This is a genomic window from Pseudomonas tohonis, assembly GCF_012767755.2.
GTDB classification, from domain to species: Bacteria; Pseudomonadota; Gammaproteobacteria; order Pseudomonadales; family Pseudomonadaceae; genus Metapseudomonas; species Metapseudomonas tohonis.
Window position 1 is genome coordinate 3463081 of sequence record NZ_AP023189.1, and the last position, 25843, is coordinate 3488923.

24 protein-coding genes are annotated in these 25843 nt (G+C 57.9%); 20 read left to right on the plus strand and 4 right to left on the minus strand.

The annotated features are described in order from the left end of the window. Positions 1–325: 325 nt before the first annotated feature. The 13 genes from HSX14_RS15860 to tnpC all read left to right on the plus strand — a co-directional run bounded on the left by HSX14_RS15860 (position 326) and on the right by tnpC (position 13483). Complete coding sequence (locus HSX14_RS15860) at positions 326–1441, plus strand: efflux RND transporter periplasmic adaptor subunit (RefSeq protein WP_173175292.1); 1116 nt, start codon at positions 326–328, stop codon at positions 1439–1441. Beyond that, on the plus strand, positions 1441–4524 hold the full coding sequence (locus tag HSX14_RS15865; RefSeq protein WP_173175290.1) for an efflux RND transporter permease subunit: 3084 nt from the start codon (positions 1441–1443) through the stop codon (positions 4522–4524). Before HSX14_RS15860 ends, HSX14_RS15865 begins: the two co-directional genes overlap by 1 nt. Then, entirely contained in the window at positions 4517–4819 is a 303-nt protein-coding gene (locus HSX14_RS15870) for a DUF3240 family protein (protein ID WP_173175288.1), read from the plus strand. The genes HSX14_RS15865 and HSX14_RS15870 overlap by 8 nt, the downstream gene beginning before the upstream one ends. Continuing rightward, a complete protein-coding gene (locus HSX14_RS15875; RefSeq protein ID WP_173175286.1) occupies positions 4819–6054 on the plus strand; it encodes a TolC family protein in 1236 nt (411 codons plus the stop codon). Before HSX14_RS15870 ends, HSX14_RS15875 begins: the two co-directional genes overlap by 1 nt. 188 nt (positions 6055–6242) lie before the next feature. Beyond that, positions 6243–7565, plus strand: coding sequence for an OprD family porin (locus tag HSX14_RS15880; RefSeq protein WP_173175284.1), 1323 nt, complete (start codon positions 6243–6245; stop codon positions 7563–7565). A gap of 340 nt (positions 7566–7905) precedes the next feature. Further along, positions 7906–8247 (plus strand): DUF2790 domain-containing protein, encoded by a 342-nt coding sequence (locus tag HSX14_RS15885; protein WP_173175282.1) that lies wholly within the window; start codon positions 7906–7908, stop codon positions 8245–8247. 46 nt (positions 8248–8293) lie between these two features. Beyond that, a complete protein-coding gene (locus HSX14_RS15890) occupies positions 8294–8464 on the plus strand; it encodes a hypothetical protein (protein WP_173175280.1) in 171 nt (56 codons plus the stop codon). A 353-nt stretch (positions 8465–8817) separates the two neighbouring features. Then, entirely contained in the window at positions 8818–9360 is a 543-nt protein-coding gene (locus HSX14_RS15895; RefSeq protein WP_173175278.1) for a HEPN domain-containing protein, read from the plus strand. A gap of 158 nt (positions 9361–9518) precedes the next feature. Next, positions 9519–10259, plus strand: coding sequence for a hypothetical protein (locus HSX14_RS15900; protein ID WP_173175276.1), 741 nt, complete (start codon positions 9519–9521; stop codon positions 10257–10259). Between the two features lie 132 nt (positions 10260–10391). Beyond that, a complete protein-coding gene (locus HSX14_RS15905) occupies positions 10392–11186 on the plus strand; it encodes a DUF6602 domain-containing protein (protein ID WP_173175274.1) in 795 nt (264 codons plus the stop codon). A gap of 59 nt (positions 11187–11245) precedes the next feature. Then, positions 11246–11563, plus strand: a complete 318-nt coding sequence (gene tnpA, locus HSX14_RS15910; protein WP_003282986.1) for an IS66-like element accessory protein TnpA — start codon at positions 11246–11248, stop codon at positions 11561–11563. Continuing rightward, entirely contained in the window at positions 11560–11895 is a 336-nt protein-coding gene (tnpB, locus tag HSX14_RS31225; RefSeq protein ID WP_003282984.1) for an IS66 family insertion sequence element accessory protein TnpB, read from the plus strand. Before tnpA ends, tnpB begins: the two co-directional genes overlap by 4 nt. A gap of 61 nt (positions 11896–11956) precedes the next feature. Continuing rightward, positions 11957–13483 carry an IS66 family transposase gene (gene tnpC / locus HSX14_RS15920; protein WP_175384242.1) on the plus strand — a complete coding sequence of 509 codons (1527 nt, stop codon included), beginning with the start codon at positions 11957–11959 and terminating at the stop codon, positions 13481–13483. A 307-nt stretch (positions 13484–13790) separates the two neighbouring features. On the opposite strand, the gene HSX14_RS15925 is transcribed toward tnpC, so the two are convergent. Together HSX14_RS15925 and HSX14_RS15930 are read right to left on the minus strand one after the other, a co-directional pair. Further along, positions 13791–14765, minus strand: a complete 975-nt coding sequence (locus HSX14_RS15925; protein ID WP_173180239.1) for a site-specific integrase — start codon at positions 14763–14765, stop codon at positions 13791–13793. 50 nt (positions 14766–14815) lie between these two features. After that, a complete protein-coding gene (locus tag HSX14_RS15930; protein WP_173180237.1) occupies positions 14816–15919 on the minus strand; it encodes a site-specific integrase in 1104 nt (367 codons plus the stop codon). A gap of 93 nt (positions 15920–16012) precedes the next feature. Between HSX14_RS15930 and HSX14_RS15935 the strand changes: the two genes are divergently transcribed. The 5 genes from HSX14_RS15935 (at position 16013) to HSX14_RS15955 (ending at position 21329) form a co-directional block, all read left to right on the plus strand. Further along, positions 16013–16903, plus strand: coding sequence for a DNA-binding protein (locus tag HSX14_RS15935; protein WP_173180235.1), 891 nt, complete (start codon positions 16013–16015; stop codon positions 16901–16903). A 269-nt stretch (positions 16904–17172) separates the two neighbouring features. After that, complete coding sequence (locus HSX14_RS15940) at positions 17173–17832, plus strand: hypothetical protein (protein WP_173180233.1); 660 nt, start codon at positions 17173–17175, stop codon at positions 17830–17832. Positions 17833–18107: 275 nt separating this feature from the next. Next, positions 18108–19247 (plus strand): CBASS cGAMP synthase, encoded by a 1140-nt coding sequence (locus HSX14_RS15945; RefSeq protein ID WP_173180231.1) that lies wholly within the window; start codon positions 18108–18110, stop codon positions 19245–19247. Positions 19248–19251: 4 nt separating this feature from the next. Continuing rightward, positions 19252–20868: a ThiF family adenylyltransferase gene (locus HSX14_RS15950; RefSeq protein WP_173180229.1), complete on the plus strand. Its 1617-nt coding sequence runs from the start codon at positions 19252–19254 to the stop codon at positions 20866–20868. Beyond that, positions 20856–21329 (plus strand): Mov34/MPN/PAD-1 family protein, encoded by a 474-nt coding sequence (locus HSX14_RS15955; protein ID WP_173180228.1) that lies wholly within the window; start codon positions 20856–20858, stop codon positions 21327–21329. The genes HSX14_RS15950 and HSX14_RS15955 overlap by 13 nt, the downstream gene beginning before the upstream one ends. Before the next feature lie 358 nt (positions 21330–21687). Here the strand turns inward: HSX14_RS15955 and HSX14_RS15960 are convergent, their stop codons facing one another. Further along, positions 21688–22599: a bifunctional GNAT family N-acetyltransferase/nucleoside diphosphate kinase regulator gene (locus tag HSX14_RS15960; RefSeq protein ID WP_228723624.1), complete on the minus strand. Its 912-nt coding sequence runs from the start codon at positions 22597–22599 to the stop codon at positions 21688–21690. 293 nt (positions 22600–22892) lie between these two features. On the opposite strand from HSX14_RS15960, the gene HSX14_RS15965 reads away from it, so the two are divergent. Both HSX14_RS15965 and ssuD read left to right on the plus strand, forming a co-directional pair. After that, on the plus strand, positions 22893–23369 hold the full coding sequence (locus HSX14_RS15965; RefSeq protein ID WP_173180227.1) for a hypothetical protein: 477 nt from the start codon (positions 22893–22895) through the stop codon (positions 23367–23369). A 333-nt stretch (positions 23370–23702) separates the two neighbouring features. Continuing rightward, the gene (gene ssuD / locus HSX14_RS15970; protein ID WP_173180226.1) at positions 23703–24833 is read left to right on the plus strand and encodes an FMNH2-dependent alkanesulfonate monooxygenase; all 1131 of its coding nucleotides are present in this window, start codon (positions 23703–23705) and stop codon (positions 24831–24833) included. A gap of 36 nt (positions 24834–24869) precedes the next feature. On the opposite strand, the gene HSX14_RS15975 is transcribed toward ssuD, so the two are convergent. Further along, on the minus strand, positions 24870–25790 hold the full coding sequence (locus HSX14_RS15975; RefSeq protein ID WP_173180225.1) for a LysR family transcriptional regulator: 921 nt from the start codon (positions 25788–25790) through the stop codon (positions 24870–24872). Positions 25791–25843: the final 53 nt, after the last annotated feature.

Below are 25843 nucleotides of genomic sequence, written 5' to 3' on the forward strand. Positions count from 1 at the left end.
TCTGCGATGGTGCCGTATCGGCAGGCTCTTTCGCTGAGTGAAGTCCTTGTCCTGCGGGGGTCTTGGGCGATTCTAGCGCGAAAAAACTGACCGTGGATGAACCCTACAGATTTGTAATTCAAGCGCCACGTTCCTGACAGTCGCTGGCACTTAGAATTTCCAACGTAGAGAAATTCTACGTCATCAGCTTATCGCGCAATGGGAAGTACGGATGAGTGGAGATGCCACTCGTCATGGTCGGTCCTGCCGCACTGCATCCCATCTCCTTTTACAAGAAACAGGTCGAAATCATGTCCTTTACATGGTGCTGCATGGGAGTTTTCCGATGAAAGTGAATAGACAGTTGGGCTATGTGAAAAGTTTGTCGCTCGCCTGTGCATGTCTCCTGTCCGGAACCGCTCTTGGTGCCGAGAAGTTCACTGTCTCCGAGGAGCAGATGCAGGCTCTCGGAATCAAGCTGATCCCTGTGCAGAACGCCATGGGCGAGGTGCGTAGTCGGTACCCGGCGCAGGTGGTGGTGCCGCCCAAATCGGAGCAGGTCATCAGCTCACCGCTGGAGGGGTTGGTAACTCAACTGCTGGTGGGTGAGTTCCAGGCGGTGAAGCGAGGTGAGGCGCTGGCGCGGCTATCCAGCCCGGCCATGAGCCAACTGCAGTTGCAGCTGTTGCAGGCCTCGGCTCGGGCGACTCTGGCGCGCCAGGCAAACGCTCGTGAGCAATCGCTTTTCGAGGAGGGGATCATCCCCCAGCGACGTGCCCAGGAGTCCCTGGCTGCGTTGAAAGAGGCAGAGGCGACCCTGGCTCAGGCGAAGTCTGAGTTGGCGCTTGCAGGGCTTTCGAAGGAGTCGATGGAGCAGGTCATTCGTACCGGGATCCCCTCGGACTCCATCACTCTGACCGCTACACAGGACGGGATTGTCAGTTCGATTTCGGTACGGCCAGGCCAGCGCGTGGATGCGGCTACCGCGCTGCTCAACGTCACCCAGGTCGACACCCTGTGGCTCGATGTGCAGATCCCCGCGTCGTCGAGCCTGAGTGTCAAGGCTGGTGCTCGCGTTGAAGTCGCCGACAAGCAGGTCTCTGGTCGAGTGCTGAGCCTCAGCCCGACCATCACGGCCAATAACCAGTTCGTAGTGTTGCGCGCTGAGATCGATGGTGCATCGGCAGGTCTGCTGCGCCCTGGTGAGCTGGTGACTGTTGAGATCCCCGTTGAGTCATCTGGCCAGGCCTGGTCGTTGCCGCTCACTGCGGTTGCGCGCAACAAGGACGACTCGGTGATCTTCGTGCGCACCACCGATGGTTTCTTGGCGAAACCGGTGAAGGTACAGGCCAGTGCCGGTCAACTGGTGCGTGTCGAGGGCGATCTCGGCCCGCAGGACCAGGTCGCCGTGAGTGGCGTCGTTGCCCTCAAGGGTGCCTGGCTTGAAGAGGACGGTGAGTGATGCTGAGCCGTCTCGTTCAATTCTCGTTGTCACAGCGGCTGTTCATGCTGCTGGCGACAATCCTCATCGCTGCGGCGGGCTGGTATGCCTACCGCGGTCTTCCCATCGATGCATTCCCTGATGTCGCCAGCACCCAGGTGAAGGTGATCATGAAAGCCCCGGGGATGACCCCGGAGGAAGTTGAAAGCCGGATCGCGGTACCGATCGAAGTCGAGATGCTCGGCATCCCGGACACCAAGATCCTGCGCTCTGTCACTAAGTACGGCCTGGTGGACGTGACCATCGACTTCAAGGATGGCACCAACATCTATTGGGCGCGCCAGCAGGTAGCGGAGCGGCTGGGCAATCTGACTGACAGCCTGCCTGAAGGCATCTCCGGTGGCATGGCACCCATCACCACGCCATTGGGCGAGATGTTCATGTTCACCGTCGATGGTGAATCCATGTCGTTGGTGGAGCGTCGTAGCCTGCTGGACTGGGTCATCCGCCCAGCGCTGCGCATAGTGCCCGGCGTCGCCGACGTCAACTCCCTGGGCGGGCAGGTCCGCACCTTCGAGATCATGCCTGACCCGGTAAGGATGGCCGCCAATGGCGTGAGCCTGGAGCAGCTGTCCGAGGCCGTGAACGGCAACAACCGCAACGACGGTGCCGGCCGCCTGGGGGAGGGTGATGAGGTCCTTCTGGTTCGTAGCGAGGGCAGCATTCGCACCCTGGATGACCTTCGTGCGGTGGTAGTGAGTGCCAACGGCTCTTCGCCCGTGCGGGTGGCCGACCTGGCCGAGGTGAAGATCGGCACGCTCACGCGCTACGGCGTGGTCACCCAGGATGGCAAGGGCGAGGCGGTACAGGGGCTGGTTCTCGGCCTGGCCGGCGCCAACGCCAAGGAAGTAGTCAAGGGCGTTCAACTGAAGCTCAAGGAGCTGGAGGCAACGCTGCCAGAAGGCATCAAGATCACCAGCTTCTACGACCGCTCCTCCTTGGTAGAGAAAGCCGTAGGTGCCGTCTCCAAGGCGTTGCTGGAAGCAACGGTACTGGTGATCGTGCTGCTGGCGCTGTTCCTCGGCAACATCCGTGCAGCGCTTACCGTGGCGCTGGTGCTGCCGCTTGCCGCGTTGATCACCTTCATCCTCATGCGCTTCTTCGGGATGTCCGCGAACCTCATGAGCCTTGGAGGGTTGGCCATCGCCATCGGTATGCTGGTGGATGCGGCCGTGGTGGTGGTGGAGAACATCGTGCAGCGCCTTGCCACCGATACCTCTGAAGGCAAGCTGCCGCGTCTGCACATCATCTATCGGGCCGTGCGTGAAGTGGCGGTGCCGGTGACCTCCGGCATCCTGATCATCATCACGGTATTCCTTCCGCTGCTGACGCTACAGGGGCTGGAAGGCAAGTTCTTCGTACCCGTTGCTCTGACCATCGTCTTCGCGCTTGCTGGTTCGTTGCTGCTGTCTCTGACCGTGATTCCGGTGCTCTCGTCCTATCTGTTGCGCGAGGTGAAGCACGAGGATCCCTGGCTCGCCCGCAAGCTGTTGGCAATCTACGGCCCGGCACTGGAATGGGGGCTGCGCCAGCAGAAGCTGATCGGTGTGATGGCCGTTGCGCTGTTGGTGGTTGCCGGGCTCGTCTACACCCAGGTGGGCAAGACCTTCATGCCGACCATGGATGAGGGGGACCTGATCGTCGGTATCGAGAAGTTGCCGTCGGTAAGCCTGGAGCAGACCGCTGAGCTGGACAAGAAGATCCACAAGGCTCTGATGGGTGCCATTCCGGAGATCCGCGGCATCGTTGCACGAGCTGGCTCCGATGAGATCGGCCTGGACCCCATGGGACTCAACCAGACCGATACCTACCTACTGCTCAAGCCGACCAGTGAATGGCGGATGGACACCAAGGAAGAGCTGATGGACGAGATCCGCAAGGTTCTCGACCCGATGCCCGGTATCGATTACAGCTTCACCCAGCCTATCGAAATGCGCGTATCCGAAATGATCATCGGCGTGCGTGGTGATCTGGCGGTCAAGGTGTACGGGCCAGAACTGGCCAAGCTCAACGAACTCGGTGGGCAGATCGAAGGGCTGCTGAAGACCGTACCCGGCAACCAGGACGTGTACACCGTGCAGAACGACGGCGTGCAGTACCTGCGGGTTGAGATCGACCGCCTGCAGGCTGGCCGCTTCGGTCTCTCCGTGGAAGCCATTCAGGATGCACTGCGTGCCCAGATCGAGGGGCAGCGTGCCGGTACCGTTATCGAGGGCAACCAGCGCACCCCCATCCTCATCCGTGCGGATGAGTCGGTGCGTGCGTCGCCGGCCGAGTTCGATGCCGTTCGTATCACCACCCCGGATGGCAGCACCGTACCGCTGCGCAGCGTCGCCAAGCTGGAGCGTGCCGAAGGTCCGGTGAAGATCGACCGTGAGATGGGTAGCCGTTACAGCGTGGTGATCGCCAATGTCGCAGGCCGCGACCTGGTGGGCTTCGTTGAAGAGGCGAAGGCGCTGGTGGCCAAGAGCGTCGAGCTGCCCAACGGCTACCGCATCAGCTGGGGCGGCCAGTTCGAGAACCAGCAGCGTGCTGCCGCTCGCCTGACTGTGGTCATTCCCGTGGCCTTGGGGCTGATCTTCGTGCTGCTGTTTTCCACCTTCGGCTCCGTGCGCCAGGCGCTGCTCATCCTCAGCAACATCCCGTTCGCCTTGGTAGGCGGCATTGTCGCCCTGTGGCTGACCGGGGAGTACCTGTCGGTACCCGCATCAGTCGGGTTCATCGCCTTGCTCGGTATAGCCGTGCTCAACGGCATCGTCCTGGTGAGCTACTTCAACCAGCTGTACGGCGAAGGCATGGCGTTGCGTGATGTGGTGGTGCAGGGCGCGAAGCGCCGGTTGCGCCCGGTGATGATGACCGCGTCCATCACTGCCTTCGGCCTTGTGCCGCTGCTGTTCGCCACCGGCCCTGGTTCCGAGATCCAGCGCCCCCTCGCCATCGTAGTCATCGGCGGCCTGATCACCGTAACGGCATTGACCCTGATGCTGCTGCCAATCCTTTACCTCCGCTTCGCTCATCCCAAGAGGGAGACCGCTGATGCCTAATATCTGGCTGACCCTGCTTTGCCCACCGAGTCTTGAAGAAAAACTGATCGACCAGTTGCTGGTGACTACCGGCACTCAGGTATTCACCAGCACGCCGGTTGCTGCACATGGTCTCTCCACTTCGGCACTCGACCCCGTCGAGCAGGTGATGGGGAGGGCGCGAGCCGTGCAGATACAGCTCGTGGTTGACCAGGACCACGTCATCCACCTGCTGGACACCTTGCGTGAGCAGTTCCCGAGAACGGGGCTGCGCTTCTGGACGTCACAGATCAACCTGCTCGGAGAGCTCGCGTAATGGAACGACTCCTTCTTCTGATGCTGCTGATGGGGGCCAGTGGTTCTGCTGCCTCGCAGACGCTGCCCATTCAGGAAGCCTTACCAACGTCTATTGCGACATCCCTGCTTAATTCCGACCCTCGGGTAGCGTCGGCGAAGGCAAGCATGGAAGCGGCTCTGCAGGAGGCAGGCATCATCCGGCGCTCGCCCTACGAGACGATCGTAACGGCTACCGGGCAGCAGCGTCGTGTAGATAGCGGCCCCAACTACAACGAGTGGAACGTCGGCGTCGAGCGCACCATCAGGCTGCCTGGCAAGGTGAACGCGGATAACGACATCAGTAACGCTGTGGTTGAGGAGGCGTACGCCGGTTACGGTGAGGCAAGGCACACGGCGGCGCAGGAGCTGATGGCGCTCTGGCTGGACTGGCTTGCGGCCGAGCATGCGCTCGACATCGCCAACAAAGGGCTGGCATCCGCCAAGGAGAGCCTGGCCGCGGTGGAGAAGCGCAGCCGTGCCGGTGATGCCTCGAAACTTGATGTGAGCTTGGCTCGTGCTGAGCAGGCGGAGCTGCTACGGCAGGGAAATGACGCGAAAGTTCTGGCTGCATCCAGTTGGGCGCGCCTGTCCAATCGCTTCCCGGGAATCGAGCGTAACAAGGTCGCACTTCCGGTACCGTCCAAGGAACTGGGCGACATGGAAAGCTGGCGCGAGCGGATTCTGCAGGAGAGTGATGAGCTGCGTCGCGCCGAGGCCACTGCACTCAAGTCGCAGGGGCAAGCCAGCCGTGCCAAGGCCGACAAGATCCCCGATCCGACGCTGGGGCTCTTCACCACTTCGGAGCAGGGCAGCCGGGAGCGGATCTACGGTGTGAGTGTCAGCATGCCGATTCCCAGTGGTACCCGTAGCGCTCGGTACAGCCAGGCACTCTCTCAGGAGGAAGCTGCACGGCAGGATGCAGCCCTGGTCAAGCGTGAGCTGGAGATGCGCATCGCTCGTGATGTCACGCAGGCCTCCGGCGCCTATGACAGCTACATGATTGCGAAAGATGGAGCCGAGGCGATGGCACAGAACGAGGCGCAGATGCAGCGTGCCTACGAGCTGGGTGAGGCCGACCTGCAATCGTTGTTGCTGGCCCGGCGCCAGGCTGTGGCTGCCTCGACAAACGCCTTGAGTGCGCATGTCGAGACGCTGCGGACTCACCTTTCCTTGCTGATCGACGCGCACAAGATCTGGAAACTGGACGAGTCCTGATCCGCTCCAACCGCTCTAAAACACCGGCCGGGCATACCCCGGCCGGTCGTCTTTCAAAATTGTAATTCTTCAATCATCTTGCAGACAGCTCCGGGCAGTAAGGATAGGGGGCGGCCGACTACACGCAGTGCAACAAGAAAACAGGCCGCCACGAATCAACAAGAAACTGCCGATCAAATGGAGCAAACATGAACTCAAAGACCAAGCTGTCGCTTGCCGTCCTCGCGGCACTGGCAGGTATCAGCCCTCTCGCGAACGCCGAAGAGCAAAGCGAGGGCTTCATCGAAGGCAGCAGCCTGACCGTCCTCAACCGCAACTTCTACTTCAATCGTGACAACCGCAACGGCGAGAACGGTGCTGGCGGTGCTGGATACTCCGAAGCCTGGGCGCACGGGATCATCGGCAAGTTCGAATCCGGCTTCACCCAGGGTACCGTTGGCTTCGGTGTGGATGCGTTCGCCATGATCGGCATCAAGCTCGACACGGGTGGCGGTCGCAACGGTGCGCGCAGCTCGTTCGACGTGCTGCCGGTGAACAGCGAGGGTGAGGCTCGTGACGAGTACACCAAGGTTGGGGGCGCCGTTAAGGTCAAGGCATTCGATACCGAGATCAAGGTGGGCGACGTCTTCCCCGTGACCCCTGTGGTCGCCTACGGCGATTCGCGCCTGCTGCCGGAAAGCTTCCGCGGTGTGACCCTCACCAACACCAGCCTCGAAGGCCTGACCGTCCAGGGTGGTCGTCTGCATTCGATGAGCCAGCCTGTCTCCAGCGACATGCGCGATAACTTCGCGACCTTCTACGCAGGCCCGGTGGCGGCACCGTGGATCGGCTACTTCGGTGGCGATTACACCCTGAATGAAAACGTTGGCCTGAGCCTGTACACCAGCCGCCTGAAAGACGCCTGGAACCAGTACTACTTCGGTACCACGTTGAACTACCCGCTCTCCGACAGCCTGTCGCTGATCGGTGGGTTCAACTACTACAAGGCCGTGGACGAGGGCAAGAAGCTGCTCGGTGAGTTCGACAACGATATCTGGAGCGGCAAGATCGGTGTCCAGTTCGGTGCGCACACCGTGGCTCTTTCCCACCAACGCAACAATGGCGACGACGACTTCGATTACCTGCGCCAGGCAGACTCGATCTTCTTGGACAACTCCATCCAGTACAGTGACTTCAACTCTCCGAAAGAGCGCTCTTGGATGGTGCGGTATGACCTTAACATGAAGGAGTACGGTATTCCCGGTCTGTCCTTCATGACTCGTTATGCCAAAGGTACCGACGCCGACTACAGCAACGCCAACAGCGTGTACATGCGCCGTGATAGTGACGGTAACCCGCTGACGAACCAGAAGCGCTGGGAGCGTGATATCGAGGTGAAATACGTGGTGCAGACAGGCTCGCTGAAGGACATGTCCTTCCGCATTCGCCAAGCCAATACTCGCGCCACGCAGTACGAGTCGGATCTGGACGAGTTCCGTCTGATCGTCGAATACCCGATCACTGTCCTGTAACGCAAAAGGGGCCGCAAATGCGGCCCCAACTGAAACTTTCAGAATTGTAATTCTTCAATCACGGTCCTGTCAGTTTCAGTTTCTTATATTGGTATCGCACAGAACGAAACGCATCCCTGGCAGGTTCGCATGGAGTTCTTTGCGCTGGATCTCACCAGATGTACCCATTCACCTTGGTAGCTGATTGCTCCTTTGGAAGAGGTGAATCCTGCGGCGCCTTGCAAAAGGCGCCTTTTTTATTTCTGACAATCAAGTTTCAAATAAGTAATTGTCACGCAACGGTCGTGTAAGGCGCCGGTTGTTAACATCCGTCTGGAATAAACAACCGGAAGAATTACATATGAAACTTGCGAAACTGATTGTTCTCGTGGTTGCACTTGCAAGCACGCCATACACATTCGCAATCAATACCGGCAACTCCACCAGCGCCGAAATCGAAGCGCAGTTCGAGAGGGCCAACCTGAAGGAAACCACCAGCTACGCCGCCCTGGTCAAGCAGCCCATACCTGAGATCAAGGACTACAAGTACGGCATGAAGCTGGATGTCGCTAAGGTCATCTACCGTTCGCCGAGTGTGAAGTACTGCGGCACGGTGAAGAAGCTGCTCAGCTACGCGGACTCCCAAGGCAATCTCCACGCCATCCGCTATCTCGCCCAGGGCGAATGCCAAAACCAGCGTTGATCGCTTGAATCCGATCCTAGGCCAAACCCACCGTTGGAGGTTCCCCATGAAGAAAACCAGCCTTCTTTTCGCCGCCGCCTTGGTGGCGCTGCCTGGCTTGACCATGGCCAAGGGGCAGGAGCTCAAAGGCGTCCGTGAGTACATGCTTAAGGTTTATCAGCAGGAGAAAGCGGCAGAGGCGAGCAAGGCGAAGCAGGACAACGGAATTCAGAAATGACCCGCTTGTGCAAGTCAGTCAGGGCGGGTTGGCGATATTATCATTCGTCGCTTGAGCCTTAGAGTTATCCCTTCCTCGTTGCGCTCAATTACCAGCTAGTCCCCCAAGGACCAGCCAAGTGTCTCTAAAAGCTCTGGGGGGAGCTCAACGACGGCATCTCCGCTACCATCTCCTGGATCTTGGCATACTGCGCGCCAGGTGTTGGGTGTGGCCATTGCTTTGACTCCGCAAGATGAATCCAGTCCAGTATGGCTGTCCATTCCCAAGGAAGCAGCCCCCTGAAACCACTTCAGGTTATCCAGATTGTCTTGTGTACTGCTCGAAACCCACCGGCTGATAGAAAAGGAGCTTCTATGTCCAACGCGATGCAGGCCTTCCAGTACTCGATCAAGGATGCCGAAGAGCTTCTTGAACATTTCGATGCGCTTAACAGCAGCGCGCCTCCAGCAAATGCCGAGGTGCTGAAGCGTGCAGGGCTTGTGATGGCCCTCACTGCCTGGGAAACCTATGTTGAGGATCGCATCAACGAAGCCCTTCGCATTCAACTTCGCTTGATCGCCGGCAGCCACTGTGGAGATTTCATACGCAAGAAGCTCGAAATTGAGCTCAAGCGTTTTCACAACCCTGATTCCAGCAAAACCAAGCAGCTTTTCTTGGACTACTTAGGCGTAGACGTCACGGAAGCTTGGGTCAGTATCAACGCTGATGCTGCAACGAATAGAAAGGCCCTCGACGGCTGGATAGGTAAACGAGGAAGCGCCGTTCACCGCTCAAAAGTGATGCTCAACGGGCCGCCAGCGGCACACCTCGTACGTCGAGATGATTTGGAGCGTGCAATTCGGTTCCTCAGGATGCTAGTAGAAAAAACTGATCAGTATTTAGATCAACAGATGTAGAGGGCCAGCCGCATGCTCATCTGCAAACAAGCTTTGGCTCATGTGGGTGTAGTCGATATCGGTCAATGCGCTCTAGATAGACCAACCACTACAAACGAACGATTCCTGTACGTGGTTGGCCGACTGTAGACGGAGCAAAAGCTGAAGAAGGAAATATTTTGGAGATCATAATTCCCTGCACCCAGTGCTCAGAGGCAGCAGCTGAAAAGAATGGAGGCTTTGGTCCTGATGGCATAGAAATTCTGACTAGAGCAATGCACGTCCAAGATCATGGGCTATACCGAGCCATGTGCCCAGCAGGACATCAGCTTGTGGTGATGCTCGATAATCTCCCCTTCCAGTTGCTTTTCGAAAGCGGTCTGGAGGCTCTTGTGGATGGCTATTTTCGAGAGTCTGTTAGCAGTTTTGCGGCTGCACTCGAGCGCTTATACGAGTTCTCAATTCGCATCCAGCTAAGGTCTGAGGGGGTCGACCCCAAGGCGTTCGAGCGCATGTGGAAACTGGTATCGGTTCAGTCGGAGCGACAACTTGGTATGTATATCGGCGTGCGCACACTGAAAGAAGGTAAGGAACCTCCGACATTAAGTCAATCTCAAATAAAATTCCGCAACCTGGTTATTCATAAGGGGTACTTCCCAAGTGGGGAGGAGTCTTTCGAGTTCGGCTGCTCAGTTTTTAGATTAATTATGGATGAAGTGATGCGACTAGATGCGGTCTACAAAAGCGCAGTTGCTGATGAGACCCTATATCATCGAGTGAGGAATAGTGACCTGCTAAACGAAGGGGAGAATCCGGTGTTTCTTTTTCTTGGTATGGCGGTGGCAGATCGATCTCATCGTACGTTTGCGGACGTTGTAGCTAGGGCGCAGGCGTCGATGCAGAGAAGGCGAGTTAGTTAGCACCCACGCAGAGACTGTCCGAGAGAGGTTTTCCCTGTTGGGTTTATTAAGTCAGAGGCCGATAACACCATATCGTGCACAGGCTGCTTAAATCCACTTGCGAATTCTACATCAACACAGATGGAAGTTTTAATGAGCAGACAGCAGGCAGAAAATGCATTTTCAACGTTGCTCGATCAGAAAATCCGAAGCTTCGTAGCGTCCTTTATTGATAGTTCGCGACAATTGTTTGTGGATGAGAACGGCAAATTGGTGCACTCACAAGAATTTGGCGTATATCGCGAAAAAATCGTAAGTGAGTTCCTCAAGTTGTTCGCCCCTGAACGCATGGGCGTGGATACAGGCTTTGTTGTGAATTCCGGGGGTAAGATCAGCACTCAGTGCGACATCATCCTATTTGATAAGACTGTCACCCCGTTGATTCGGGATGATCATCACCAGCGTTTTTTTCCAATCGAGTCGGTCTGTGCCGTAGGAGAGATCAAGTCACATCTGACCCTGGCGGAGTTGAAGAAATCGCTGCGCAAGCTGGCGAAGCTCAAGTCGCTTCGGGATACGCTCTATCAGCCCGCGTACGCGTATACGCTCAAAGCAGGAGGATTGCATGGCAGCACATTCGAACCCGAATGCGATGAGCGAGACCAGCTCTTCACGTTTCTAATCTGTGAATCCTTCAACTTTGACGTGAAGAAGCACTTGCATGATATCGTTGGCTGTTACAACGAAGAGCCCCCTAAGCATCCCTTCTGCCACCGCCATAACATCATTTTGAGCTTGAAAGACGGACTGATGGCTTACTTGCATCCGAGCGGCGCACTTTGGAGCTTTCCTTCCACCATGCATACGCTAGTCAATCAGGACGGCGCTATCTCGCGCCGAGTTGAACGTAAGCGTCCGGCCAACTCACCTTCCGAACTCCAGCATTAAGGGCGATGGTGTCCGCGTATTTTTAAGCGGACGCGATAGCCCTTATCGCCGGGATTTCCATGCGCCAACGAAGCTCTTACCCCAAACCGTTCAAGGCCCAGGTTGTTCAGGAGTGCCTGCAACCCGGTGCGACCGTTTCCAGCGTTGCCATCCGCCACGGCATCAATGCCAACGTCATTCGCAAGTGGCTACCGCTTTATCGAGATCAACTGCCAGCGGCGTTGCCGGCGTTCGTTCCTGCGAGAGTTACGCCAAAACGACCAGTTGAACCAGCTGTGATTATCGAGCTACCGCTGGGCGAGCAATCGATCACAGTGAAATGGCCAGCTTCCGATCCTGAAGGATGCGCCCGCTTTGTCCGGGGGCTCGCCCAGTGATCCGTATCGATAGTATCTGGCTCGCCACCGAACCCATGGATATGCGCGCGGGCACTGAAACCGCGTTGGCCCGCGTGGTGGCGGTGTTCGGTGCGGCGAAGCCGCACTGCGCCTATCTGTTCGCAAATCGCCGCGCCAACCGCATGAAAGTCCTGGTGCATGACGGCGTGGGTATCTGGCTGGCCGCGCGGCGATTGAACCAGGGCAAGTTTCACTGGCCAGGCATCCGCCACGGCTCGGAAGTTGAACTCGACACCGAGCAACTTCAGGCGTTGGTACTGGGGCTGCCCTGGCAGCGGGTCGGTGCGGGCGGCGCAATCACAGTGCTGTAGCACCGGCCATTAGCCCATCGGTGTATCTGCGCAGAGCGTCTGCTCTGGCACAATCAGCAGCATGAACTCCTCGCCCAATCTCGACCAACTGACACCTGACCAGCTGCGCGCACTGGCCGCGCAGTTGCTCACGCAGGTCGACGTGATGGGCAAGAAAATCCACCGTGATCAGACCATCATTGAGCAGCTCACACACGAAATCGCTTGGTACAAACGGCACAAGTTTGCCAAGCGTAGCGAGCAACTGAGCCCTGACCAGGGTAGCTTGCTGGACGACCTGCTCGACACTGACATCGCCGCCATCGAGGCGGAGCTGAAAGCCGTCAATCCCCCGGTTGCTCCAGCCGAACCCCGCCAACAGCCCAAGCGCACACCGCTGCCGGCACAATTTCCGCGCACTGTGATCCGCCACGAACCGGAGAACACCCAATGCGCCTGCGGCTGCCAGCTGCAACGCATCGGTGAAGACATCAGCGAAAAGCTGGATTACACGCCGGGCGTGTTTACCGTCGAACAGCACGTGCGTGGGAAATGGGTCTGTCGCCAGTGCGAAACACTGATCCAGGCCCCCGTGCCGGCCCAGGTGATCGACAAGGGCATCCCAACCGCCGGCCTTCTGGCTCACGTGATGGTGGCCAAATTCGCCGACCACTTGCCGCTATATCGGCAAGAGAAAATCTTTGGCCGTGCCGGCCTGGCCATCGCTCGCTCGACACTGGCGCAGTGGGTCGGACAAACCGGCGTGCAGCTCCAGCCGCTAGTCGATGCCCTGCGCGAAGCCGTGCTGGGCCAACGTGTGATCCACGCTGACGAAACCCCGGTGCAAATGCTCACCCCAGGCGAGAAGAAAACCCATCGGGCTTACGTCTGGGCCTACAGCACCACACCCTTCGCCGATCTGAAGGCCGTGGTGTATGACTTCAGTCCCAGCCGTGCCGGCGAGCATGCGCGCAATTTTCTTGGTCAGTGGAATGGCAAGCTGGTCTGCGACGACTTCGCTGGCTACAAGGCCAGCTTCGAGCAAGGCATTACCGAAATCGGCTGCATGGCCCACGCCCGCCGCAAGTTCTTCGATCTGCACGCTGCAAACAAAAGCCAGTTGGCCGAACAAGCACTGCACGCGATGGGCAGCCTGTACGAAATCGAACGGCAAGCACGGGACATGAGCGATGAAGAACGCTGGCGAATACGACAGGAAAAGGCCTCACCGATCCTCGATACACTGCATGACTGGATGCTGGCCCAGCGTGATCTTGTGCCCAACGGATCGGCCACGGCGAAAGCCTTGGATTACAGCCTTAAACGCTGGGTAGCGCTGACGCGCTACCTGGAAGATGGAACTGTGCCCATAGACAACAACCAGGTCGAAAACCAGATCCGGCCCTGGGCACTGGGGCGCTCGAACTGGTTGTTTGCCGGGTCGCTACGCAGCGGCAAACGCGCGGCGGCGATCATGAGCCTTATCCAGTCGGCCCGCATGAACGGGCATGATCCGTATGCCTATCTCAAGGACGTGCTGACACGCCTGCCGACGCAGCGGGCGAGTGAGGTCGGCCAACTGCTGCCGCATCAGTGGGCGCCTGCCTGAATCACGCAAGGTGAGTTCGGCGGACGCTTACAGTTGAACGACTGAAGCATAGACTGGTATTAACAATGGAAGAGCAGTCGATTGAGCATCTACGGCACTTCTGTACTCTATTTCACCTTGGGCTTATGTCGGTATCCGTATTCTATACAGATATGGGGCGCTACATTCATAGCAAAGAAGATGTAATATTTTTAGACCTCAATCATGAGTATTGATCGATAGCTCTGGCTCATGCTCGATTCAGATGAAATCGTTACAGAATCAGGCTCGCGATAAAATCTATTAGCTTTAGTTTAGTATCTTAGCGCTATTGATGCTTGGGCCACGACCTAACAGTCACCCAGCTTGGATTATCTTCCAAACCGCCAAAGCTCATTGTCGAGTCGAGATAAGGCAGTGCGCTCCGCTCGTCCTGCCATCCGACATAGTTCATCAGTGCGTGAAGGTTCCAGCCACATGAGAATACCCAGTCGGATATTCCCCTAGAAGCGGTGGGCACATTGTGTTTAAGCGCAGATTGGAGCACTCGAGTCATTGATTGACGCGTTAAGGCCGTCTCGCTCAATTTTCCCCATCTATTGATGGCCTGAAACACCGGACCATGGGTGATATCTGCCACGTCAAGCCAATCTGCATAGGCTTGTACCGGGCATAACCGATTTAGTGCTGGTAGAGAAAAGGCCTGCTCAGCAAAGCGGCGACCAGCCCGGACACGCGGCAGATACACACGTATCGCGACCCTGGGCTCATATTGAATATGTTCAACCCGCAGGCGGCTGAGCTGATCACCATTAAAGCCGCGCCAGAACCCAATAAGCAGCAGCGCGATATCCCGCCGGCATCGCAGCAACTCAGCCCTATCATCAGCTTTTTCAGCTACTCGCGCTTGCATCGCCATCCAGCAATGCACCAACTCCAGTTGATCTAGTTGCGTAGGGGTCGCCAGCTTTGTGGGGGCTGGGTCTGGATGCAGGGTACGAATGCCCTTGAGTACGTCATGAACCACCACTGCATTGGTGGGATCGGCATAGCCTTGATCAAGATGCCAGCGTGACAGCGCAGCCACGTGCAGCTTGAGCACAGAAGTGGCGAGCTTACCTGCATAGCTAACCAAGTACTTGGTAATGTCTGAGGGGGTTGCTGGTAGATACCCACCCCAAACTGCCTCGAAGTGCTCGATTGCCTGCTCGGTCGTTGCGTCAGGCGCTACAGGTCGACGCACAACTGAGGGCAAGCGCAAATTAGCGTCAACTAGCTGTGAAAAGCCGTATTTTTCCCTCATGCCTGCGGACCTCCGTTCAATTGGGTACTGAACAGTTTCTCCCGAGCTTACTAGTCGGATGAGTCCGTGAGATCAGAAGTGGGAGGAGGGGACTGCAACAGCATCGAGGCACGGCTCTTCATAAGGGATCCGGCCTGGAAATACCCCATGACTGTTCCGACACTGCGATGCTCTGTCATGGCCATCACCTCACCTAAGTGCACACCCTGTCGCCCTGCTTCGGTTACAAAGCCTGAGCGTAGGCTGTGTGCTGCCCAGTCACCGTCCAATGACGCCAATTTAGCTCGTCGCTTAACAATCCTAGCCACCTGGTCAGAGGATAGTCCGAAGGGACTAACTTTGCCGCCTTTGTACAGACGCCGAAAAAGTGGTCCCGAATCGGCGGGAGCTGTTGTGAGCCACGCCGACAACGCGTGCGCAGAACGTCCCACCAGGGGTTTTTCGCGTCGCGCTCCGCTGGTTTCGGTTTTGGTAACGCCGAGTGAATAAAGCCAGGTGTTTTCATCCAGCTTCCGCACATCCTCGATCTGAAGCCCGGTTACTTCGGAGCGACGGCGACCGCCGCCACTCCATGCCAGTAAGAGGAGGGCTCGGTCACGAATGCCCCGGGTCCCATCGGTGCAAGTCGCGAGCATGGCCTCCAGTGGCTCGATCACTGCCGCCGTTTTTTTGCGCACGACAGCTCCCTTCCGCACCTGTGCTTTTCGCGCATCGCGTAGCAAAGTTTTTACTGCTGGAGCCTCCGCCGCGATTTCCCAGTCATTGAAGCGATGCCATCTGCCTAGGGCCGACAAGCGATTGCGGACCGTGTTGTAGCTCAGCGGACCCAACTTGGCTTTTACGCCAGCGGTGACTAGAGCCTCATCAATGGCTGGCGGCAACAGATGTTCCCAAGCGCCGTCCTCCAAGGGGCGGGCCATGTGGTCCACCACAAACTGAATGATTACTGACGCGGGAACTGGTGCCGTCGCCAGGGCAAGGCCGAAGCGGAGATGTAGCCAGGCCGCCCAGTAGTTAAGAGCGCCTTGGTAGCTGCGCACGGTGTTGGCGGCTGTGCCGCTAATGACAAAGCCCGCCACGGCCTCCTGGGCGCTTGACGAAAGTGCCTGTGGGTCGAGAGGCACTTCGTCGATTTTCGGCCAATGCATCTGCATTTTTATTACGTCCAACGTATTATATTTCCATAAACGAACAAATAGAGTCTGATAACTGCTTAGTATCAGACCTAATATAGTCTGAGGTGTCATATGGCGGTAGGAGTACCTGAATCGGAAGTTTTCGCAGCTGCAGATGCAGTTCTAGCTCGCGGCGAGCGGCCAACTGTCGAACGAGTTCGTCTCGAGTTGGGGCGTGGCAGCCCGGCGAGAGTGGGAAAACTACTGGATCAGTGGTGGGGACGCTTAGCCGAGCGCCTCAATGGTGAATCTCGTTTACCGGCTCTCCCTGGGGAGGTATCGCAAGCATTTGTTGCCGCTTGGCAGCAGGCAGTGCTTCTGGCTCAAGGTATTGCAGAGCTTGGTTTGAGTGAGCAGCGGCAAATTTTAACGGCTGAAATGAAGAGGATTACCGAGGCCGAAGATCAAGCCAGGCAAGAATCAGCGGCTTATCGGCAGCAGGCCGATGAAGCGGCGGCGGCACGTCAGGCCATTGAGGTTCGATTGGCTGACCTGGAGCTGCTCTTGAAGCAGCGTGGGTTGCAAATTGAGGATCTACAGCTTCAACGTGAGGGGCTGATAGGTGAACGTAACGACGCTCTAGAACACGGGAAAGGCCTGCAGGAGAAATTACAAGCTCTTCAGGTTAAGTCCGAACAAGATCGCGTTGCGCAGGATGCGTATATCCGCAAGGTAGAGGAAAGGGCTCATCGCGAAGTTGATCGCGCTCGGGAGGAGCGAAAAGCCAGTGCGACACAAGCGAAGCTAGTTAGTACCCAGCTGGAAAAGCTGCAGAGGAAGCTGGATAGTGCCCAGGCTGATCTGCATCGGTCGGAACAGCGGATTGCTGCGCAAGAGGCTCGGGCTGACACCTTGGCGCAGCAACTGATACGACTGAGCGAGACCTCGCCGCTGAAGCGAAAGCCGCGCATCAAAAGGCAGGCGCAACCTAGAGCAATTAAAGCAGGCCCCCAACCGCAGTAGATTTATATGGCTGAACAGGCGCCTGTAGCTCAGCTGATTAGGGACGCCTGACGCGCAATGGCAGCGAACGCCAGCACGGGGCAAACTGAAGTCGCCCTGAGTGACAGTTCTTTCATTTTCTGGCCTAGATTGGTAAACGATCAACCTAGCAAGCATCTTTGCCATGCTGTGGTATCCGATGAAGGAAGTAGTCAGGCTCAGGGGGTGATTCACAGCACATGATTGACCGTATAGGGTAGGACATTACATCTCGCATAGTGAGAAACAGCATGTATCAAGTAATAGGTCTCTCTAGGACCCTCACTCTTTTCGCTACCCTTTGTCTGGGAGTCTTTCTGCTGCTTCACAACAGCGATATTCCGGCGCTGTTGTCTGGGCCAGTACCAGATTTGTGGCGTGCAGTATCTTCAAGTGTGGTATTTGGGAGTGTTCTCCTTTACCTGTTTGGGCAGACACCCGCATTCGCATGGCTGTGCAGGCGTACCTTCATTGGCAGACTGTTTCCGCCGATTGACGGTGAATGGGATATCAGCCTGGACTCGAACTGGGGTGTGATGCAGAAATGGTTGGGACAAGGAGATAGTTCCGCGTTACTCACAGTGCACGGGAAGGTGCGTATTAAGTCTCGCTTCTTCAGCGTCACGATGGAGTTCGAATCGCAAGACAAGTACTCCGAATCCAAAACGATAAACGTTTTCGTTCGCCCTAGTGAACAGCTTGGGCTTTTCGAGTTGAACTACATGTTCATCAATTACACCCTGGCTCCCGTCTCTACCGACACCAACACTCACAACGGAGCAGCCCGAGTTATCGTCAAGCAAGCGGACGGAGAGCTATTTATGGAGGGTACTTACTTCACTGACCGAAAGTGGACAGAAGGGCTCAATACAGCAGGGAAGGTTACATTCACTAGAAACAGCGCGGCTTAGGGGGAGGGGAGCGGTGCTGGTCGGTGCGAAATCACAATATGTGGTGTCAATTCACAGCTATTGACCCACATTTGGTATGATGGCACGATAGTGCTCCATACGTGCTGTCATGCTCTGTAGCTGATGCTTGTGAGGTATGGATTGCACCCTTTGGAATTGATGGTGGCGTAGGGTTGCAATCGCGAGATGCGAAATGCAGGAGCGTTCAGTAGTCTCGCTGGGTGGATCAGCAATTGCAGCAGGCACCGTTCATTTAGCGTTTGAGCGGAGGCTTTATGCCAAATTTCAGTCCATTGCTGTTTACTACGACCGGGGAGGCCTGCTTCCTTGATGGGCTCAACCTAACTCCCGACGAGCTTGCTGATATCGATGGCGCTCGGAAGGAAATCAGAAGAGCCTTAAAGGCCGATCTACCCCAGGCGCTTCGTGATGAAGGCTTGGAAGGTGAGATCTGTGAACCACGGTTCTACATCCAGGGCTCGCGGGCCTACAAGACACTCAATAGTCCTTGCATAACACCACCTCAGCAGTCGGATATCGATGATGGTGTATATCTCCCCTTGAGCGTGATGCGGGAGGAGAGCAGTCCCAAGCTTGCGATCACACTGTTCTTCGATGCTGTCATCAATGTTCTTAATCCGATGTGCAGAGTTAAGGGATGGTACACCGAGCGCAAGGATACATGTGTGCGCGTCACAATTTCTGATAGGGCCCACATTGATCTTCCGTTGTATGTGATTCCCGATACCCAGTTTTTGCTGATCAAAGCTAGCATGGAAAGCCGCGGTTATGCAGTTTTCGACAGCGCGATTAATTCGGAGCAGGACAGCTGGAAAAAGGTGCCATCGGATAAAATTTTGCTGGCTGATCGCAAGCAAGGTTGGCGTAAGTCTGACCCCATGGCGATGAAAAACTGGTTCAAGCGAGAAGTTCAAGAGAAAGGGGATCAACTTGTTCGGATCGTGCGTTACCTCAAAGCGTTCCGAGATAAGCAATGGGATGACAAAGGGCCAAGCTCGATCCTTCTGATGGCTGCAGCTTGCCCACTCTTCAAATTCGTCGACAAACGCGATGATCAGTCGCTCTTGAACGTCGTGAAGGGTATTCCGGCGGCGCTGGAAAAGGGCGTCATGAGCCCTATCGACCCCGAGGCATCGCTGACTGCACACATCACCAAAGATGCTATTGCTGAAGCAGTCGAGAAGTTTCGTGATTTCGCACAGCACCTTGAGGGCGCCATCAACGCAACCGATCCACACACAGCTTGTCGTTGGCTGACTCGAATGCTAGGTGACCGGTTCCCTTATGAGCCTCACCGCATGAAGTCGAACCTCGATACGCTGCCTCCATCCATGGCTGCGATCGCGCCGCTTTCGGGACCTGCAGAACCAGTCAAGCGCACCAAGGCAGGTTAGCGGTATGAGCGCCTTGCCGGACGTGGTACGTCATATGACAGAGTGGGGTTTTACCAAGATTGATCCGCAACCGGACTTCGATTGGCTCGTTATGGCTGGCGTGTTGAAGACGGCTACGCAAGGTGAAGCACTCTGTGAGATATGGATAGATCGGTCTTTGGAACTCCGCTTGAGAGTGCGGCTTACACCAGTCCCCGCCCATCTTCCGCGCTTAGTACCTCACTTAGGGCCAAGCGGTTTCTTGTGTTATGTAGCGCCAGGTACTGAGGTTGTCGATGTATATGACCCGGTAGGGCAAACACGTACGTCCTTGCTGCAAGCGACAGACGTACTTGAGCAAATTCTCGCCGGCAGGATGGTTGAGGATCTGCAAGAGGAGTTTTTCCTCTATTGGTATGGCGCCTACTGTATCCATGACGTCGAACGCCGGTCATCAGGTCCACTGGAGATGCTCCAGTTCTCTGATAACAAAATGTACTTGCTAACTGACGATGCAGAACGTAGCCGGCGAAAATTTGCCCGTGAAGGAAGAAAAGTCGAAGCATTTAGTTCAATGGTGGCGATGGTAACGTCAAGCGCGGCACCGAGGCCGTTGCAGACGAACTGGCCACCTAAAACTGTTGAGCAGGTTTTGGATTGGCAGGGTGAATTAGATGATGCTTGTCGGCGCAAGGTGCGTGACAAGATCATCGCTGCATATCGAGAGCAATCGTATGGCATCGTAATCGTTATCGAGGCTCAGAAAACTGGCTATATCTATGGCTTCCTCGTTTACGACCTGCAACGCAACCGCCCTGTAGACCAACGCTCTACTGATCAGCGACTGCCTATCTTCGACTGCCCCATTGAGCCTTTGGAGATGATTCGCCTAGATGATAAGTATGTGTGCGAACGCAATATCCCTGGTCAAACCACTCTTGTGGGTAAACGTATAGGGCTAATTGGCTGTGGCACCATTGGAGGATACCTCGCTGAAATGCTCATGAAGGCAGGAGCAGGCCTTGGAGGGGGCGAGCTCCTGCTGATCGACGATGACTATTTGCTGCCTCAGAACCTAGGTCGACATCGGTTAGGGTTCAATCGAGTTTTCCAAGACAAGGCCTCTGCACTGGCAGATGAGTTGCAGGTATCCATGCCAGCAGTGAAGGTGCGCCCATTTGTCAATAAGGCCCAAAATGTAAATCTCGATGGCCTTGACCTGATCATTGATGCAACTGGAGAGGAGGCATTCGGACATTGGCTTGCCAAGGCAGCTTCCAGCCCACTTTTGCATGTGTGGATTGAAGGAGCTGGCGTGGCTGTTCGCACGTTGACCAAGCAGAACGCCAGGCAAGGCTGCTACCGATGCTTGTTTGAACACAATCGTGAGGGCGGCTTGGTATCTGTGCGCGGTGGTTTGAAGCCGATTTTCGCAGGCCAAGGGTGCGAGGGGCTCTACGTACCGTTTCCTGCGTCCGTTTCGATCCAGGCTGCTGCCTTAGCGTTAGAGGCCGCACTTGCATGGGTTGGGGGTAAGCCATGGCACGCCCTCTCTATTCGGCTGACAGACACAAATCACGAACTGGAAACGACAGACTGCTCGCCCTTGAAGCACCCCGGATGTCCTGTATGCAGTTCGTGAGCACATGGACGGTGCCTGGTACTGATCAACTCGTGTATCTGCAGCAGCAGCCAATGGAGATTTTTAGGCGCTACATTCAGGAGGGAGAGAGTTCGACAGAGGCAGGGGGCATTCTGCTCGGCCATGTACGTGGTGAGCACTTAGAGATAATTGAGGCCACTGAGCCCTCTGCTTGGGACAGACGCTTCAGGTTCCTTTTCGAACGCATGCCATGCTTTCACCACAGGCTCGCAATGAAGCGTTGGAAAGAGAGCGGTGGCCTGATTCGTTATGTGGGTGAGTGGCATACACATCCGCAGAATTATCCAGCGCCCTCATCGATTGATCTCCGCGAGTGGCAGCTTCTTGCAACCGGCAGACGCGATGGCCGACCTATGCTTGCACTTATTGTTGGATGCCTCGATCTGCATATCGAGTACATGTTTGGCTCTGGCAAGCGCCGCATTCTCAAACATTACTGAAATCATTGGCAGGCGTACTCAATGGACACGGGCTGGTGATACAGGCTGCTCAGCACTGCGAAATCAAGCGCGGTCCGTCAGGCAAAGTCTACTTTTTCAGAATTGAGGAGACTCTCGCGCACCAGTGGAGCTATCTAGCCCGTTGATTTTGCTGAGTCTTCTTTTAAAAGTAAAAAGTCTACTTTTTCGAAAATCGTCACAGAGGCCCAGGGCTCAGAGGTTCGCACCTGGGGTTACTCATAATGTAGATTATGTTAAATAGCATATGGATGAGTCTGGCCCATGAACTCGTCAGCCCTCCCTGTTTCGTCAAACGAACGATTTCCCGTCCCTGGGATCGTCGCCAGTTGCACGAATGCTAGAGATGGAAGTCGCCCGCTGCCTCCGGCTGGTACAGCACTTTCCTGATCTCGATCCTTCGCGTCCGATCGGCGATACGCCAGTCGATGGCGTCCCCCTCCTGATAACCCAGGATGGCGGCGCCGATGTCGGAACACACCGAATGCTTCCCGGTACGGCTGTCCGCGTCCTCGGGATAGACCAGGGCCACTTCGATCTCCTCGTCGTCCAGTTGCAGCAAGGCCCTGGAGTTCATCGTCACGACATTGCGCGCCACCTGTTGCGGCTGGACGACCATGGCTCGCTCCAGTTCGTGTTCGAGCTCGACGACGGCCGGGCCTTCCTCGAGCACTAGCAGGCTTTCGAGCCGGGCCTTGTCGATCTCGGTGATGCAGATACCGGTGGCGTCGCTCACGGCACCTTCGCGCAGGAGCTGGAGATAGCGCCCCGCCGTCATGGAAAACGAATGCAATGTCGGCGTCTCGCTCTCGCGCTGAAAGCCGCTGCGCAGAAAGGCTTTCAGCGAACGGGTGTTGTCCGGGTGGATCTTGGCGATGAGCTTCTTGGCCCGCATGTCGAGGAAGGCCAGCTTCATGCCCTCGCGGATGGTGCGGGCGCCCAGGTTCCGGCCCCATTTGCCGCTGTCCCCGATCGCCAGGACGATCTCGCAACACGACCCGCTCTTGATGAGACGGACGAAGCCCACCGGGGTGTCCTGCCGGTCATAGGCCATGAAGAATCGTCCGTCGCCGTTGAACAGATGGGTCAGGATCGGCATCTGGGTCCGCTCCATGGCCTGCTCGATGGAACGGGAGACGTCCCGCGAATCGCTGAGGTAGCTGGTGACGCGCTCATCCTCCAACCAATCCATCAGCTTCAGCGCATCTGCCCGGGTAATTTCAGGGCACAGGGAAATGAAAGGCCTGTTCATCTTCATCCCATTCGTTCGTAAAGGATGAAAGCCCTTCATGGCTAGGCCATGACGGTTCTTTCGGCGACCGGCGACTTTAAGCCATAACGCGAGAATGCCGAACAACCTGTGCGCCATTGCCCCGAGATTAAGCGCTTCCCGACACCTGGACGCGGCATCGGCGGGCTCACGCCCAATCACCCTTGAAGGTACAGCCGTTCGCCACTAGCACACTCGCCCTAATCGACCGCGGTCGGCGCGGGTAATAGAGTCCAGGCCCGCTGAAGGATTCTTGCCATCACAAGGAGTGAAACGTGTCTTCACTGAAGCTCACCCTCATCGCTCTAGCGGCTCTGTCCGTTGGCGCATGCGCAGTCCCCACGCCGACCCATACCGATGACAACGGCGTCCGCGCGGCCGCGCAAAAGCTCATCGGCCAACCGGCCAGCAAGGCCTTCGAGCTGTTCGGCCAGCCCGACCAGGGCATGGGGCCGTCCTCATACGGCAGCGGTGGTTTCTATGCCTGGAACCGCGTACAGACCCACGTGACGCCGGAGCAGGTATTCGTCAGCACCGGCAAGGAATATGTCGGCCAGAAGGAAACCTGGGTGGGCGTCGGCGGTGGTGGCGTCGCCGGCGTGGCGCAGGTCGGCAGCGAGCCGGTGTACCGCGAGACCGGCTACTACGAAAACCGCACCGTGCTCGACTACTTCTGCAGCATCACGCTCTACACGGACGGCAAGGACATCATCACCAACGCCAGCGTGATCAACTGCATGAACTCGCAATGAGCCCCGCGCGCGAGGCAATGTCGCAGGTCCGCCCTCCTCGCATCCCTCCACCGCACCCGCAGGGCCGCCCCGCCCTGCCCTGGCAGCCCCCGCCCAGCGCGGGCCTGCCGCCTCCCGCCCCTCGGCCCACCCCGGTCGCCGCATGTTTTGGCACATGCTTATTCCCAGAAATTATTTATCGAAGGTCATTCGGCGCTTTTAGGATATATATCGATCCACCGGGCCCAGCCCGCTACAGAGACTTGCCCGAGCAAGCGCCTTCCTGCCCTGCGTTGCACACCATCGATGCGCCCTGCCCTCTGCGGGACGCTGGCCTGCAACGAGGATTGATCCATGAGCTTCGACGTTTTCTGGTTCCTGCCGACTTCCGGCGATACCCGTTTCCTTGGCCGTTCCGAGAGTGGCCGCCCGGCCACCAACGCCTACATGCGGCAGATCGCCGTAGCGGCGGACCAACTCGGCTACGACGGCGTGCTGATTCCCACCGGCGCCAGTTGCCTCGACCCCTGGGTGACCGCCGCCAGCCTGGTGCCGGTCACCCAGCGCATCAAGCTGCTGGTGGCCCTGCGCACCACCCTCGGCAACCCCACCGCCACGGCCCGCCAGGCCGCGAGCCTCGACGAGGCCAGCGGCGGGCGCCTGCTGCTCAACGTGGTGCCGGGCGGCGACGCCACGGAGCTCGCCGCCGATGGCGTGTTCCTCGACCATGACGCGCGCTACGCCGCCTCGGACGAATTCCTCACCATCTGGCGCCGCCTGCTGCAGGGCGAGACCGTCGACTTCGACGGCGAGCACCACAAGGTCCAGGGCGCACAGAACTTCTTCCCGCCGCTGCAGAAGCCCTACCCGCCGCTCTACTTCGGCGGCTCCTCGGTGGCGGCCCACGAGCTCGCCGCCAAGCATGTGGACGCCTACCTGAGCTGGGGCGAGCCTCCGGCGGCGGTGGCCGAGAAGATCGCCGACGTACGGGCCCGCGCGGCGAAACACGGGCGCACGGTGCGCTTCGGCGTGCGCCTGCACGTGATCGTGCGGGAGACCAACGAGGCGGCCTGGGCCGCCGCCGACGAGCTGATCAGCCACCTGGACGACGCCACCATCGCCGCCGCCCAGGCCAACTACGCGCGCATGGATTCCGAAGGCCAGCGGCGCATGGCCGCCCTGCACCAGGGGCGGCGTGACAACCTGGAAGTGGCGCCCAACCTCTGGGCCGGCGTGGGCCTGGTACGTGGCAGCGCGGGCACCGCCCTGGTCGGGGACCCGCAGACAGTCGCCGCGCGGCTGCAGGAATACGCCGACCTGGGCATCGAAAGCTTCGTGCTCTCCGGCTACCCGCACCTGGAAGAGGCCTACCGCTTCGCCGAACTGGTGTTCCCGCTGCTGCCCGGCAAAGGCAAGGTCACCACCGAGGGCACCTTCACCGGCGGCGCCTTCGACATCCGTGCCGGCAAGGAGCGGGCCGCCTAGAAAAGGCCGATCCGGGCCCTGTTCATGGGCCCGGTTTCAGACGTTCCACTCGCGCTTGCACGCCATCAGGAACTCGATGAAGGCGCGCAGGCGCAAGGGCATGTGCCGGCCCTGCGGATACAGCAGGGTGAAAGGCCGCGAACGCCCGCCGAACGCCGGCAGCACCTCCACCAGCGTCCCCTCCGCCAGCTCCCGCTCGACGATGAAGCGGTAGGTCTGGAACAGCCCCGCGCCGTGTTTGGCCAGGGTCACGCCGCCGAGCACATCGTCCGAGCAGCAGTAGTTACCCGTCAGCAGCAGCTCCCGCTCCTGGCCCCGTTCGTTGAACAGCCAGGGGATGCGTCGGCCGTTGCTGGGCAGCTCGAACTGGATGCAGTCGTGCTCGGCCAGTTCCTCCAGGGACTGCGGCGCCGGAACCCTGGCCAGGTAGTCCGGGCTGGCCACCACCACCAGGGCGGCGTCTTCCAGGTGCCGGGCGATCAGCGTCGAATCGGGCAACGCGCGCACGCGGATCGCCAGGTCGTAGCCCTCGCCGACGAAGTCGATGTTGCGGTTGCTCAGGTGGATGTCGACCTTCACCCCCGGGCAGCGCTCGCGAAAGCGCGCCAGCACCGGGAGGATGCGGTGGTGACCGTAGGTGGTGGGAATGCTGATGCGCAGCTGGCCCGTCGGCTCCTGCTGGCGGCCCATCATGTCGCGCTCGGCCTCGATCAGCTGGGTCAGCGCCTGGCGGCATTGCTCGAAGTAGCCACGCCCGCTTTCCGTAAGGCGGATGCTGCGCGTCGTGCGCTGGAACAACCGCGTGCCCAGGCGCTCCTCCAGGCGCGAAATGGAGCGGCTGACCGCCGCCGGCGTGACCCCGGCCACCAGCGCGGCCGCCGTGAAGCTGCCTTCCTCGGCGGCGAGGCAGAACAGCTCGATGCTGCCCAGCTGGATGTCTTCGAAATGGCGCTTCACGATTGATTACACCGGGTATCAACTGAAGTTTCCGATCCTACATTTATCCAGCG